The following is a 12,066-nucleotide window of genomic DNA, read 5'->3' on the forward strand; positions in this document are numbered from 1 at the left end:
GAACGTCAGGGACTATGCCGATTTCAGCCCGCCAGGTGCGCGGCGAGTTCCCCGCGGTCGGCCGCACCGGTGCGCTGGAGCAGGCGTGCGACGTGGGTCTCGACGGTGCGGACCGAGAGGAAGAGGCGGTCGGCGATGGTCTTGTTGGGGAGGCCGTCGACGACCAGCTCGAGCACGTCGTACTCACGCGCGGTAACGCCGATGCGCTGGAGGTGGGCGGGCACCCGGTCGCTGCCCACCGCCCGGCGGGGTACGGCGATCCCGGCCTCGCGCATCGCGACCCGGCACGCGGAGGCGGCCTCCGTCTGCCCGAAGTCGACCAGCCCGTCGAGGACCTGCCGGAACCACTGCTCGGGGGCGCCCCACCCGTCCGCGGCGGCGGCGCGGGCGACGAGCCCCCGGGCGTGCAGCTCCATCCACGGCTCCCGGCCCGGGAACGGCCACTCGGCGTCGGCGAAGACCCGCTCCGCCTGTTCCTTGTCCCCCGCCCGGCCCAACGCGACAGCGTCGGCGTAGCGCAGCACGAAGTGGTTGTACGGCGAGGTGGCCTGCGGCCCGTTGCGGATCTCCTCCCGGGCGGCCGCTCCCCCGTCGCCGGCGGTGTCGAGCACCGTCTCGAGCAGGGCCCACAGCCCCCGGGTGGAGAACGGGAACGACGGGTAGCTGCGGGCGGCCTTGATCGCGGCGACCCAGTGCTCGCGCGCCTCGTCGTACCGCCCGCGGGCGAGGGCGACGGGGCCGAGGACGTGTCCGGGCACGACGACCGCGAAAGCCCCTTCGTCGTGGGGCATCTCGAAGCCGGCGGCCAGGTCGGCCGCCATGGCGTCGTCCCGGCCCATCAGCCCGTGGGTCAGGGCGCGCACGATGAGCGCGAGCGAGAGGTCGGGCAGCCGGAGCCGGCCCATCATCTCGATCGCGACGTCGATGGCGGCCATCGCCTCGTCGAGCTCGAAGTAGCGGGTGCGCAGCATGTTGAGGTCGAGCTCGACCCGGGCGGCGGTCGCGATCGCACCAGCGGCCAGCGCGGCGCTCCTGGCGGCCACCAGCCGCTCGTCGTGGGGGCGGCGCTGGACGATGTCGAGTGCGCCGAGCGCCGCGAGCAGCCGGCACCGCCACAGCACCAGCCCGCTGCGGTCGGCCAGCCGGAACCCCTCCTCGAACGCCGCCTCCGCCTCGACCACGTCTCGCCCGCGAGCCGCCCGGCCGAGGATCTCCCACGCCTCGCAGGCGACCTCGGGCCGATCGGTCCCCACCTGCTCCAGCGCGGCCCGGGCCCGCTCGACCGCGAGGTCCTCCTGCTCCCGGCCGAGGGCCAACCGGGCCTCCAGGACGTGGACCAGGGCGGAGTCGCCCGCGGCCTGGGCCAGGGTCTCCTCCGCCTCGTCCCACCGGCCGCCGACGAGCAGCGCCCTCGCCAGCCGGAGCCGGAGCCGGGCCAGCCGATCGGCCTCGTCACCGAGCGCCACCAGCTCCTCGACCAGGCTCTCGGCCGCCGTCACGGCGCGGGGGATGTCGCCGGCCAGCGCGTGCACCTCGACCTCGGCCTCACGGATGTCGAGGTCGAGGGCGGCGCCGGGCTGGGCCGCTGCGCGTGCGAGCGCCTCGTGGGCGCTCGTGAGGGCGCCGCGGGCGATCGCGTGGCGCGCTGCCCCCAGCCAGTGCTCGGCCGCTCTCGCACCGTCGCCCGCCGCCTCGAACAGCTCTGCCAGCGCCTGCTCCGAGCCCGCGTCGCGCTCGGCGCCGAGACTGTCGACCGCCGTCGCGAGCATCGCCGCGAGGCGGCGCCGGTCCGGGGGCAGCACCGTGGCGAGCACGGCCTCCCTCGTCAGCGCGTGGCGGGTCGTGAACCGGTCGCCGTCGGGCACCACGAGCCGCTCGCGGCGCAGCTCCCGGATCGCCGTACCGGCGGTGCGGTCGTCGAGGCCGAGCGCCGCACCGACCACCTGCCAGTCGAAGTCGGTGCCGAGCAGCGCCGCCGCCTCCACCACCTCGCGAGCAGTGGGCGACACGGCGTCGAGCCGGGTCTCGACCGAGCGCGCGAAGGACGGCGGCACGGTCGCTGACGGCTCCGCCGTGAGCCGCCAGGCGGCACCCTCCTGCACGAGGCCCCCGGACGACTGCAGGTCGGCGAGCACCTCCTCGACGAGCAGCGGGAAGCCGGCGGAGAACCGGAGCACCCATTCCGCCAGCCCGTCAGGAACAGCACTGCCCAGGCACGCGCCCAGCATGTCGGCGCCACCTCGTCCTCGTCGAGAGGGGCGAGCTCGATCGGGGTGGCCGCACCCCGCGACTGCAGGGCGCCGACCAGCTCGGTGACCACGGGCGCGTCGTACGGACGGGTGGTCGCGACGACCACCAGCGGTACGTCGCGGACGTTGTCGGCGACGTACTCCAGCACGCCGAGGGTCTCGGGGTCGGCCCAGTGCAGGTCCTCGACCAGCAGCAGCGCTCCCGGACCATCGAGCGCCGAGGCGAGCCGCAGCATCCCCTCCCCGACCAGCATCACCGACGACCCGCCGTCGTCGGGCGCCGTGCCGAGCTGCGGCGCGAGCCGCCCCAGGGCAGGGAGGTACGGCGCCAACCGCCGGTCCTCCGGCACCGAACCCGTGCGCAGCCACGCCAGCAGCGCCTCACCGAGCGGCCGCATCGGCATCGGCGCGGCCGAGCGGACGGCGCGACCGGCGAGAACAGCCATGCCCGCCTCCTCCGCCTCCGCGAGCACGGTGGCGGCGAGGCGGGACTTGCCGACGCCGGGCTCGCCGCGCAGCACCCACACCCCACCGTGACCGGAGCCGGGCAGGGCGAGGGCATCCCGGAGCCGTGCCATCTCGTCCGTCCGGGAGACGAGGACCGGACAACGCACGGCCTGATCGTAGATGCGCAGGCGCTACTGAGGTACGGAAGCCGTGGATACGTAGTCGCGAGCGTTGGTTGCGTGGTGCTTGCGGATGTGGCGGACCCCGCCCGACAACGACGGTGGAGTCACCTCCCCACAGGGCCCGCGACAAGGGCCGCCCTCCACGAAAGGCAGACCCATGCGCAAGCAGATCCTCGGTGCGACCGCCGCCATCCTCGGCGCGAGCGCTCTCTCGATCGGCCTCCCGGCCGCCCCCACCCACGGCGCCGCCTGGAAGCCGACCACGCAGATCCCGTTCCCCGCAGGCGCGGCGACCGACGTCGAGGTCGTCTCGACCGGTCCCGGCGACGCGGTCGCGGCAGCGATCATCAACGGCGCCGTGCACGCGTACACCGCGGTCGACGGAGCCTGGGTCGGTCACGACGAGGTCCGCGGTGACGTCGACGCCACCGGCCTGGTCCTCGGGGCCAACGGCAACGGTGACGCCGTCGTCGGGTGGGAGGAGAACGTCTCCGGGGACATCCGGCTCCGGGCCAGCCGGCAGTTCAGCTCGACCGCCTGGCTCGGGCAGCAGCTGCTCACGCCGGCCGGCAGCGACATCGTCGGCAACGCCGACATCGGCATCGCGGCCAACGGCCTGGTGATCGCCACCGCGTCCGTCGACGAGGTTGACGCCACCCCCCAGAAGCTCCTCGTCACCGAGTGGCCGGAGGGCCAGGTGCCCGGCGCTCCCCAGACCCTTTCCGAGGCCGACTCGTGGGGCCCCTCCCTCGACGTGAACAAGAAGGGTGAGGCGCTCATCGCCTACACCTACAGCGGACTCGCCGAGGACGTCGTCACCGTCGTACGGCGCACGCCCGGCCAGGGCTGGAACCTCGGTGACAGCACCAGCAACTCCGGCAACGTCGCGGCGTCCCCGGAGGTCGCGATCAGCGACAACGGCCAGGGCCAGGTCATCTACGCCGCGGTCTACAGCGACGCCTACGTCATCGAGACCAGCCGGGTGCTGCCGGACGGCACCGCCCTGCCCGCCGAGCCCCTGTCGCCGACCGACGAGTTCGCCTCCGACCCCAGCGTCGACATCAACGCCACCGGGTCGGCCCTGTTCACCTGGGCCTCGCACAAGGACGGGACGACGACCGTCCGCTACGCCAGTGCCGCCAACAACGCCTACCCCGGCACGGCCCAGGTGCTGACGGGCACGATGCCCAACGCCGCCGACCCGACGGCCCGCATCTCCGACAGCGGCCTGCGGGTCATCCAGCACAGCGGCAACGGCCAGGTCGTGACCCACACGAAGACCAACAACGTGCAGCCCTTCGTGCCCGTCTACAGCGGCAACGGCTACCACGCCGACGACGCGGTCGACGTCGACCGGGAAGGCAACGCGATCCAGCTCGGCTTCAAGCCCCTCGGCGGGATCCACGGACGGTTCTTCGACGCCGCCGGCCCGACGGCGACGCTCAACGCGCTCGCCTTCGCGACGATCGGCAAGTCGATCCCGGTCAGCTGGACCGCGACCGACTCGCTGTCCGCCCTGACCGGCACCGACGTGTACGCCTCGTCGGTCGCGTGGAACAAGACGGTCTTCACCACCCCGCAGGTCGTCGTCAACGACGCACCGGGCAACGAGGCGACGGTCCCGGCCACGACCGGCACGACGTACTGCATCCAGACCCGCACCTCTGACGCCGCCGGCAACTTCACCACCACTCCCCAGCGGTGCACCACGGTGCCCCTCGACGACCGGGCGCTGGTCGGCGACAACTGGAACCGGGCGACCGGCACCGGCCACTTCAAGAACACGGTGACGACCACCAAGCAGCACGGCGCCGTGCTGACCCGCACGAACGTCAAGGCCAAGCGGCTCTCCCTGCTGGTCCAGAAGACCGCCAACAGCGGGACCGTCAAGGTCATCTTCGACGGCCAGGTCCTCGGCAGCTTCAGCCTCCAGGGCACCGGCAAGAAGAAGCAGATCAGCCTCGCCAGCTTCCCCGCGGTCAAGGCAGGGACGCTGACGATCAGGGTCACCAGCGCCACCGGGAAGCCCGTCAACATCGACGGCCTGATCGTCGCCAAGTGACGACCGCCCCCACCTCGGACACACCCCCTCTCATTCGAAAGGCATGACCCATGCGTAAGCAGATGCTCACCTCAGTCGCCGCCGCGGCCGTCGCCGCCGGCACCCTCACCCTCGCCGCACCTGGCTCCGCCGGCGCGGTCGCGTGGATCGACTCCGGCGCCATCAACGGCGGCGTCTTCGGTACGGCGACGTCGCTCGACGTGGCCAGCACCGGTCCGGGCGACGCCATCGCCGCCTGGACCGTCCCGGCCGGCGACATCGACCGGGTCTACGTGTCCCGCGCGGTCAACGGCGACTGGGGCAACCCGGCCGTCCTGAGCCCGGCCGGCCAGGACGCGAGCCAGGTCCGGGTTGCCGCGAACCCGAAGGGCGACGCGGTCGTCACCTGGGAGCACCCGGGCGGCGGACCGGACCTGATCGTCGTCGACGGCCGGCGGCTCAGCGCCGGCACGTGGGGCCCGATGACCAACCTGGTCCCGACGCCCAGCGACAACACGCTGTTCCACGACGTCGCGGTCGACGACTCCGGGCACGCGGTCGTCACCTACCGGATCGCCCACGGTCTCGACAGCACCGCCTTCGTGTCGGACTGGCCGAAGGTCGGCAGCGTGACGTCCAGCCCGATCGACTCGGGGACCGACGACGAGTTCGCACCGGCCCTGGCCGCGAACGCCGACGGCGACGTCCTGGTCTCCTTCGCCCGCAGCGGTGACATCTACGCCACCCGCCGCCTCGGGGGCTCGACGAGCTGGTCACCGGCCGTCAAGGTCGTGACCAACTCCCCCCTTGCCGACTCCTCGGTCGCGCTGCGGCCAGACGGGTCGGGCGTCGTCGTCGGCACGCAGAACGGCACGCCGGACGTGGTCCGAGCCGTCGAGATCGGCGCCAACGGCGCGGCCGGCCAGTCGACCGTGCTGTCGGACACCGACCTCAGCGCGAACAACGGCTCGGTGACCGCCAACGCCGACGGCGACGTGCTGGTCGCGTGGGAGACCATGGGCAACGAGGGCCGCGGGATCGACTACGCGGTCCGCCCTGCCGGAGGCGCCTTCTCGGCACCGGCCGTGCTGCAGGACCCGGTCGCCGCGAACCCCCAGCACCCGGAGACCGTGCTGACCGACCAGGACCTCCGCACCGTCATCTCGTCGACGCCCTCCGCCCTGCGCGTGTGGCACCGCGCGAGCGGGTTCCAGGCCCCGTGGCAGAACCATGACGCCGGGCCGAGCCTCCCGATCGGCCAGTACGCCGTCGACGCCGACGCCGAGGGCAACGTCGTGGTGGTCGGCACCGGCAACAACCTGGTCCACGCCGAGTTCCTCGACGCCTCGGGCCCGGTCACCAAGGTGGTCAAGCCGACGAGGGCGATCTCCACGACCGACCAGCTCAAGGTCGGCTGGTCCGTCCACGACTCGCTGTCGCAGATCGCACCGACCGTCGACGTCTACGCGACCACGGCTCCCTGGAACGCAGCGGGCCACGGCGCCCGACGCTCATCGTCGACAACGCGACCGGTGACGAGGTCACGTACCCGGCCGCGCCGGGCACGACGTACTGCTTCCAGGTCCGCTCCCAGGACACGGTCGGCAACTTCGCCACCTCCCAGCCGCGGTGCAACACGGTCCCGCTCGACGACCGCAAGCTGGGCGGCACGGGCTGGACCCAGGCGGTGGGCGAGGGCCACTTCCTCAACACCGTGACCCGGACGAACGTGGAGGGCCGGACGCTGACCCGCAAGGGCGTGCACGCCAAGCGGCTGGCGATCGTGGTGCACAAGACGCTCAACAGCGGCACCGTCAAGGTCACCTTCGCCGGGCAGGTGCTCGGCACGTTCAGCCTCCAGGGCGAGGCCAAGCGCAGGGTCGTGAACGTGGCGAAGTTCCCGGTGGTGAAGACCGGCACCGTCAAGATCATCGTCACCAGCGACAACAAGCCGGTGATCATCGACGGCCTGGTGGTCGCCAAGTAGCAGTAGCAGCACCCCGGCCAGCGGTTGGCCGGCGCCGTCAGTGTGGGGTACGGCGCCGGTCAGCCGCTTCTCTCGGCTTCGGCCTTGAGCTGCTGGAGCCCCCTGGCGAAGTCCTTGCCGACCAGCTTGTCCATCGGGACCACCTTCGTGAACAGCCCGAAGAAGCCCTTGGTCTCGCCCCGCATCCCCCACGTCACCTGGGTGCCGCCGTCCATCGCGGGCAGCTCGAAGTAGACCTTGTTGTCCGCAGGGAACGGCTTCTCGAAGTGCAGGTCGAGGTCGACCCGCTCGTCGGTGACGGCGGTGATCTCCATCGAGCCGATCCCGGCCTTCTTGTTGCCGGACCAGGCGTAGTGCGCGCCGACGCCGCTCTCCGGCCCGGTGTAGTCGCGCTCCAGGTCGGGGTCGAGCTCCTCCCACGGCGACCACGCCTGCCAACGCCGGAAGTCGACGACCTGGGCGCGGACCGCCTCCGGCGGCGCATCCACCCACTGGCTCCTGGTCACTTCGAACGCACCCATGCCCGTCAGTCCTTCCAGGTCCCGGCCTTCACCGACATCACGTCGGGAAGGTTGCTGACGATCTGCCGCCAGGTGGCGCCGTCGTCGGTCGACGCCCACACGGCGCCGTTGCGGGCACCGAGGTAGATCCCCGCAGGGTCGTGGCTGTCGGTGCACATGGCATCGCGCATGACGCCGACGTAGAACGTGTCCGGGAGGCCTTCGTCGTACGGCGTCCAGGACTCGCCGGCGTCGTCCGAGCGCCACACCCGGGCCTTCGCGTCGGGCGGGTAGCGGCCGTCGCCGCCGCCCAGCGGGAAGACGTAGATGGTGTCGGGGCGGTGCGGGTGCACGACGATCGGGAACCCGAAGTCGCTCGGCAGGTCGTCGCCGATCGACTTCCACGACCCGCCCTCGTCGTCGGAGCGGTAGACACCGCCGTGGTTCTGGACGTAGAGCCGCTCCGGCCGGCTCGGGTGGCGGGTCACCTTGTGCACGCACTGGCCGAACTCCGGGTAGCGCTGGTCCTCGGGCAGGAAGTCGGCGCGGATGCCCTGGTTGCGGGGCGCCCAGGATGCGCCGCCGTCGGTGGTCTGGTAGACGCCGCCGGTCGAGATCGCGACCGTCACCGAGTCCGGGTCGGTCGGGTGCGGCAGGATCGTGTGGAACGCCTGGCCGCCGAAGCCGGCACCCCACTCCGGCTTCTGGGGATGGTTCCAGAGAGCCTCCTCGAGGGCGAACGTCGCACCGCCGTCGACGGACTTCCACACCGCGCCCGGCTCGGTGCCGGCGTAGACGACGCCGTCCTCGCAGCCCGGAACGATCTGCCACACCCGCTCGACGGTGGCGCCGCTGCCCTCCGGGAACTTGATCGCGCCGCCGGGGGTCTCCTGCCAGGTCGCGCCGAGATCGTCGCTCCAGCGGACCTGGGGGCCCAACCAGCTCGACGAGGCACCGGCGAAGAGCCGTGGACTCGCACCGCGGGTGTCGACCATGCAGGAGTAGACCTCCTCCATGTCGTGGTGCGGACCGCTCCACGTCCACTCGTCGCGCTGGTCGTCGGAACGACCGATCCAGCATCCCTTGCGAGTGCCGACCATCAGGACAGTGCCCATCCGCTTCTCCCTTGCTCGGTGGCTGCTCCTAGATTGACCGAGTGACGCCCACGATGTCATCGGTCTCCGACACCCGACTTTCCGGTCGGGGTACGGCGATCGGCCTGGTGCTCATCGGCATCGCGTCGGTCCAGCTCGGCGCCGGTGTCGCCAAGAACCTCTTCGACGAGATCTCCCCGACGGGCATGGTGTGGCTGCGCCTCGCCTCGAGCTCACTGCTGCTGCTCCTCATCGCCCGGCCGAGGCTCGGCGGCCGCGACCGCCGGGACTGGTTGACCGTGCTCGGGTTCGGGGTCTCGCTGGCGCTGATGAACTGGGCCATCTACCAGTCCTTCAGCCGGATCCCGATCGGGATCGCGGTCACCATCGAGTTCATCGGACCGCTCGCGGTGGCGGTCCTCGGGTCGCGCCGGCCGCGCGACCTGGCCTGGGTCGGGCTGGCAGCGATCGGGGTCCTCCTCCTCGGCGTCGAGCGGGCCGACCTCGATCCGGTCGGCGTCGCGTTCGCGTTCGTCGCGGGCGCTTCCTGGGCCGGCTACATCCTGCTGAGCGCGCACACGGGGCGGCGGTGGGAGGGGCTCGACGGACTCGCGGTCGCCAGCGTCGTCGCCGTACTCCTGCTGTCGCCGGCGCTCGTCCCCATCGACCGCGACCCGCTCGTCGACCCGCGGATCATCCTGCTCGGCGCTGCGATCGGTCTGCTCAGCTCGGTGATCCCCTACAGCTGTGAGCTGATCGCGCTCCGCCGGCTGCGGCCCGCGCTGTTCGGCGTGCTGATGAGCCTCGAGCCGGCGGCCGCCGCGCTGGCCGGCCTGCTGGTCGTCGGCGAGCACCTCAGCGCGGTGCAGTGGGCTGCGATCGGGTTCGTGGTCGCGGCGAGCGTCGGGGCCACCCGGGCCGCCGCCCCGGACGAGGCGCCCTCGCCACCGCCGGTGCCGTGAGGCGCAGCCTCGCACTGAGCATCTTTTCACCGGCATGTCACACGACGGTGATGCGCTGGCGAGACGACCGCCGCTAGTTTGTCCTCACCCCCCGATCTTCCCCCCATCGGAGCGATGCCATGTTCCCCTCCATGCGCCCTCTCTTCCGGCTCGGCCAGGCCATCGCCGAGTGGCCGGTCGCGTCGCAGCAGCAAGCCCGCCGCAACGCCATGATCGCCCTCACCGCCTGCGCCCGCCGGCGCGCCGAGCGTGAGGAGGTGGCGTCGTACCTTGCCAGACTGTCCGCCTCCCGTCGCGATCCGGCTACCGGGACTGCGCCTGCGCCGGGAGTCGTCGCGAACGCCTGAGCGCGCCCAGCGGGCGGTATGCGGCAGGGCACACCCAGGATCGGCGCCGGCTCGGGCAGAATCTGAGCATGCCCACCTCCACCCCGGATGCCACCGAGACCGCAGTGGTGTCGTTCCACGACATTCTGTCCGACGACGGCACCCACGTCCGGGCGTGGACCAACGACCCCGACGGCGTGATCGACGGACCGACCGTCGTCCTGTGCAACGGCCTCGGCACCAACGCCTACATGTGGCCCGCGCTGCTCGACCCCGACTGCGGGGTCCGGGTCGTCTCCTGGAACCACCGCGGCGTCGGCGGCTCCGAGCGCCCGGCCGACAAGCGACACGTCGAGATCGAGCACTTCGTCGAGGACGGGCTGTCCGTCATGGACCACTTCGGGGTCGACCGCGCGGTGCTGATGGGCTGGTCGATGGGCGTCAACACCATGTTCGAGCTCGCGGTCCGGCACCCCGAGCGGGTGGCGGGGCTGTTCGCGGTCGCCGGTGTCCCCGGTGACACCTTCCGCACCATGCTGGCGCCGCTGCGGCTTCCCCACCCGATCGCGCGGCTGATCACCGTGAGCGCCTGCCGCCTCGGCAAGCTCACCGGGTGGGCGGTCAGCCCGATCACGACCCGACTGCCCATCGGGCCGCGGGCGATCGCGCTGATCACGCACAGCGGCTTCATGTTCCCGGTCGCCGACCCCGAGCTCGCCGCGATCGGGATCGAGGAGTTCATCAAGACCCCGGTCCAGTGGTACGCCCACATCGCGCTCGGCACCTCCAAGCACGCCCGCGTCTCCCTGAGCGGCATCGAGGTGCCCGCGCGCTTCATCGCACCGAAGTACGACCTTCTCGCCGGTGCCCGCGACATGGCGACGGCGGCCGCGCGGCTGAAGGACGCCGACTACATCGAGCTCCGCGGATCGCACTTCATCCAGCTCGAGCAGCCGGACTTGGTGCACGAGCTGCTGCTGGAGTTCCTGGAGAAGGTCGGCGTCACCGCTGCGTGATCCGTCTGGATCTACCCGTCTAGGGTCGACCCATGAGTGCCCGACGTACGGCGGTCGCCCTCGTCGCGGCCGCGGCTCTGCTCGCCGGCTGCGGTGGCGAGGAGCCGGAGGGCGACGCCGACGGTACGACGTCGCCCACGGCCACCGACCGGCCCACGGACCGGTCCGACGGGTCCGGCGGGTCTGACGGGTCCGGCGGTCCGGACGGTTCCGACGGGCGGACCGGTGACCAGCGCGGCGGGGCCGAGGTGGTCGCGACGATGGCCAGCGGGCTCGCTGTCCCGTGGGGCGTCGACTTCCTCCCCGACGGCCGCGCCGTCGTCACCGAGCGCGACACCGCCCGGGTGCTGGTGATCACCCCTGCGGAGGGTGCCGGTGAAGGCGAGGTGGTCGAGGTCGGTCGGATCCCCGAGACCGCGCCGCAGGGCGAGGCCGGGCTGCTCGGGGTGGCCGTCTCCCCCGACTTCGAGGAGGACCACCTCCTCTACTTCTACGTCTGCACGGCCGAGGACAACCGGGTCGTGCGTGCCGAGCTTTCCGGCGAGCAGCTCGGCGAGACCGAACCGATCCTCACCGGGATCCCCGGCGGGTTCATCCACGACGGCGGGCGCCTGGAGTTCGGGCCGGACGGCTTCCTCTTCGTCTCCACCGGCGAGACGGGCGAGGACGACCTGGCCCGGGAGCGCAGCGGGTACGCCGGCAAGATCCTGCGGATCACCACCGAGGGCGAGCCGGCGCCGGACAACCCGTTCGGTGACGAGGTGTGGTCCTGGGGCCACCGCAACGTGCAGGGGCTCGCCTTCGACGACGACGGCCGGCTGTGGGCGAGCGAGTTCGGCTCCAGCAGCTTCGACGAGCTCAACCTGATCGAGGCCGGCGACGACTACGGCTGGCCCACCGTCGAGGGCGAGGGCGGCGAACCCGAGTTCCACGACCCCGAGCTCACCTGGCCGACCGACGAGGCTTCGCCCTCGGGGCTGGCCTACCTGGATGGCCACCTCTGGATGGCGGCGCTGCGCGGCGAGCGGCTGTGGCAGATCCCCGTCGACGGTGGCAGCGCGGGTGAGCCCACGCCGTACTTCACCGGCGACTTCGGCCGGCTCCGCACCGTCGTCGTCGCCCCCGACGGCCGGCTCTGGCTCACCACCAGCAACCACGACGGGCGGGGCGACCCGGCTGCCGAGGACGACCGGATCCTGGTGGTCGAGCCGTAGGCAACGGCAACACCTGCAGTTTCATCAAGGGATGTCGGTGAACCTGGA

The 12,066-nt window shown here is 72.2% G+C and carries 10 protein-coding genes and 1 pseudogene; 7 read left to right on the forward strand and 4 right to left on the reverse strand.

The window, feature by feature from the left end:
- Positions 1-23 precede the first annotated feature (23 nt).
- The gene (locus D0Z08_RS06735; protein ID WP_245993721.1) at positions 24-2,228 is read right to left on the reverse strand and encodes a helix-turn-helix transcriptional regulator; all 2,205 of its coding nucleotides are present in this window, start codon (positions 2,226-2,228) and stop codon (positions 24-26) included.
- Between the two features lie 179 nt (positions 2,229-2,407).
- A pseudogene (locus tag D0Z08_RS33695) lies at positions 2,408-2,827 on the reverse strand (ATP-binding protein); the annotation flags it as partial.
- A 208-nt stretch (positions 2,828-3,035) separates the two neighbouring features.
- On the opposite strand from D0Z08_RS33695, the gene D0Z08_RS06745 reads away from it, so the two are divergent.
- The 3 genes from D0Z08_RS06745 to D0Z08_RS06755 are packed head-to-tail and all read left to right on the forward strand — an operon-like array spanning position 3,036 to position 6,906.
- Complete coding sequence (locus D0Z08_RS06745; RefSeq protein ID WP_118923929.1) at positions 3,036-4,940, forward strand: hypothetical protein; 1,905 nt, start codon at positions 3,036-3,038, stop codon at positions 4,938-4,940.
- Between the two features lie 50 nt (positions 4,941-4,990).
- Positions 4,991-6,637, forward strand: a complete 1,647-nt coding sequence (locus D0Z08_RS06750; RefSeq protein WP_147381349.1) for a hypothetical protein — start codon at positions 4,991-4,993, stop codon at positions 6,635-6,637.
- Positions 6,634-6,906, forward strand: a complete 273-nt coding sequence (locus tag D0Z08_RS06755) for a hypothetical protein (protein ID WP_147381350.1) — start codon at positions 6,634-6,636, stop codon at positions 6,904-6,906. The genes D0Z08_RS06750 and D0Z08_RS06755 overlap by 4 nt, the downstream gene beginning before the upstream one ends.
- A 59-nt stretch (positions 6,907-6,965) precedes the next feature.
- Here the strand turns inward: D0Z08_RS06755 and D0Z08_RS06760 are convergent, their stop codons facing one another.
- Together D0Z08_RS06760 and D0Z08_RS06765 are read right to left on the reverse strand one after the other, a co-directional pair.
- Positions 6,966-7,427 carry an SRPBCC family protein gene (locus D0Z08_RS06760; protein ID WP_118923935.1) on the reverse strand — a complete coding sequence of 154 codons (462 nt, stop codon included), beginning with the start codon at positions 7,425-7,427 and terminating at the stop codon, positions 6,966-6,968.
- A 5-nt stretch (positions 7,428-7,432) separates the two neighbouring features.
- Positions 7,433-8,521 carry a WD40/YVTN/BNR-like repeat-containing protein gene (locus tag D0Z08_RS06765; protein WP_118923937.1) on the reverse strand — a complete coding sequence of 363 codons (1,089 nt, stop codon included), beginning with the start codon at positions 8,519-8,521 and terminating at the stop codon, positions 7,433-7,435.
- Positions 8,522-8,562: 41 nt separating this feature from the next.
- Between D0Z08_RS06765 and D0Z08_RS06770 the strand changes: the two genes are divergently transcribed.
- The 4 genes from D0Z08_RS06770 (at position 8,563) to D0Z08_RS06785 (ending at position 12,018) form a co-directional block, all read left to right on the forward strand.
- Positions 8,563-9,462, forward strand: coding sequence for an EamA family transporter (locus D0Z08_RS06770; protein ID WP_245993723.1), 900 nt, complete (start codon positions 8,563-8,565; stop codon positions 9,460-9,462).
- 131 nt (positions 9,463-9,593) lie between these two features.
- The gene (locus D0Z08_RS06775; RefSeq protein ID WP_147381351.1) at positions 9,594-9,809 is read left to right on the forward strand and encodes a hypothetical protein; all 216 of its coding nucleotides are present in this window, start codon (positions 9,594-9,596) and stop codon (positions 9,807-9,809) included.
- Positions 9,810-9,877: 68 nt separating this feature from the next.
- Complete coding sequence (locus D0Z08_RS06780) at positions 9,878-10,804, forward strand: alpha/beta fold hydrolase (RefSeq protein WP_118923941.1); 927 nt, start codon at positions 9,878-9,880, stop codon at positions 10,802-10,804.
- A gap of 32 nt (positions 10,805-10,836) precedes the next feature.
- A complete protein-coding gene (locus tag D0Z08_RS06785; protein WP_118923943.1) occupies positions 10,837-12,018 on the forward strand; it encodes a PQQ-dependent sugar dehydrogenase in 1,182 nt (393 codons plus the stop codon).
- Positions 12,019-12,066: the final 48 nt, after the last annotated feature.

Source organism: Nocardioides immobilis (assembly GCF_003515065.1).
Taxonomy (GTDB): Bacteria; Actinomycetota; Actinomycetes; order Propionibacteriales; family Nocardioidaceae; genus Nocardioides; species Nocardioides immobilis.

Excerpts from the sequence above, each read along its gene's own strand:
- D0Z08_RS06735 (WP_245993721.1), bottom strand. The coding sequence starts at position 2,228 with ATGCTGGGCGCGTGCCTGGGCAGTGCTGTTCCTGACGGGCTGGCGGAA.
- D0Z08_RS06745 (WP_118923929.1), top strand. The coding sequence starts at position 3,036 with ATGCGCAAGCAGATCCTCGGTGCGACCGCCGCCATCCTCGGCGCGAGC.
- D0Z08_RS06750 (WP_147381349.1), top strand. The coding sequence starts at position 4,991 with ATGCGTAAGCAGATGCTCACCTCAGTCGCCGCCGCGGCCGTCGCCGCC.
- D0Z08_RS06760 (WP_118923935.1), bottom strand. The coding sequence starts at position 7,427 with ATGGGTGCGTTCGAAGTGACCAGGAGCCAGTGGGTGGATGCGCCGCCG.
- D0Z08_RS06765 (WP_118923937.1), bottom strand. The coding sequence starts at position 8,521 with ATGGGCACTGTCCTGATGGTCGGCACTCGCAAGGGATGCTGGATCGGT.
- D0Z08_RS06775 (WP_147381351.1), top strand. The coding sequence starts at position 9,594 with ATGCGCCCTCTCTTCCGGCTCGGCCAGGCCATCGCCGAGTGGCCGGTC.
- D0Z08_RS06780 (WP_118923941.1), top strand. The coding sequence starts at position 9,878 with ATGCCCACCTCCACCCCGGATGCCACCGAGACCGCAGTGGTGTCGTTC.
- D0Z08_RS06785 (WP_118923943.1), top strand. The coding sequence starts at position 10,837 with ATGAGTGCCCGACGTACGGCGGTCGCCCTCGTCGCGGCCGCGGCTCTG.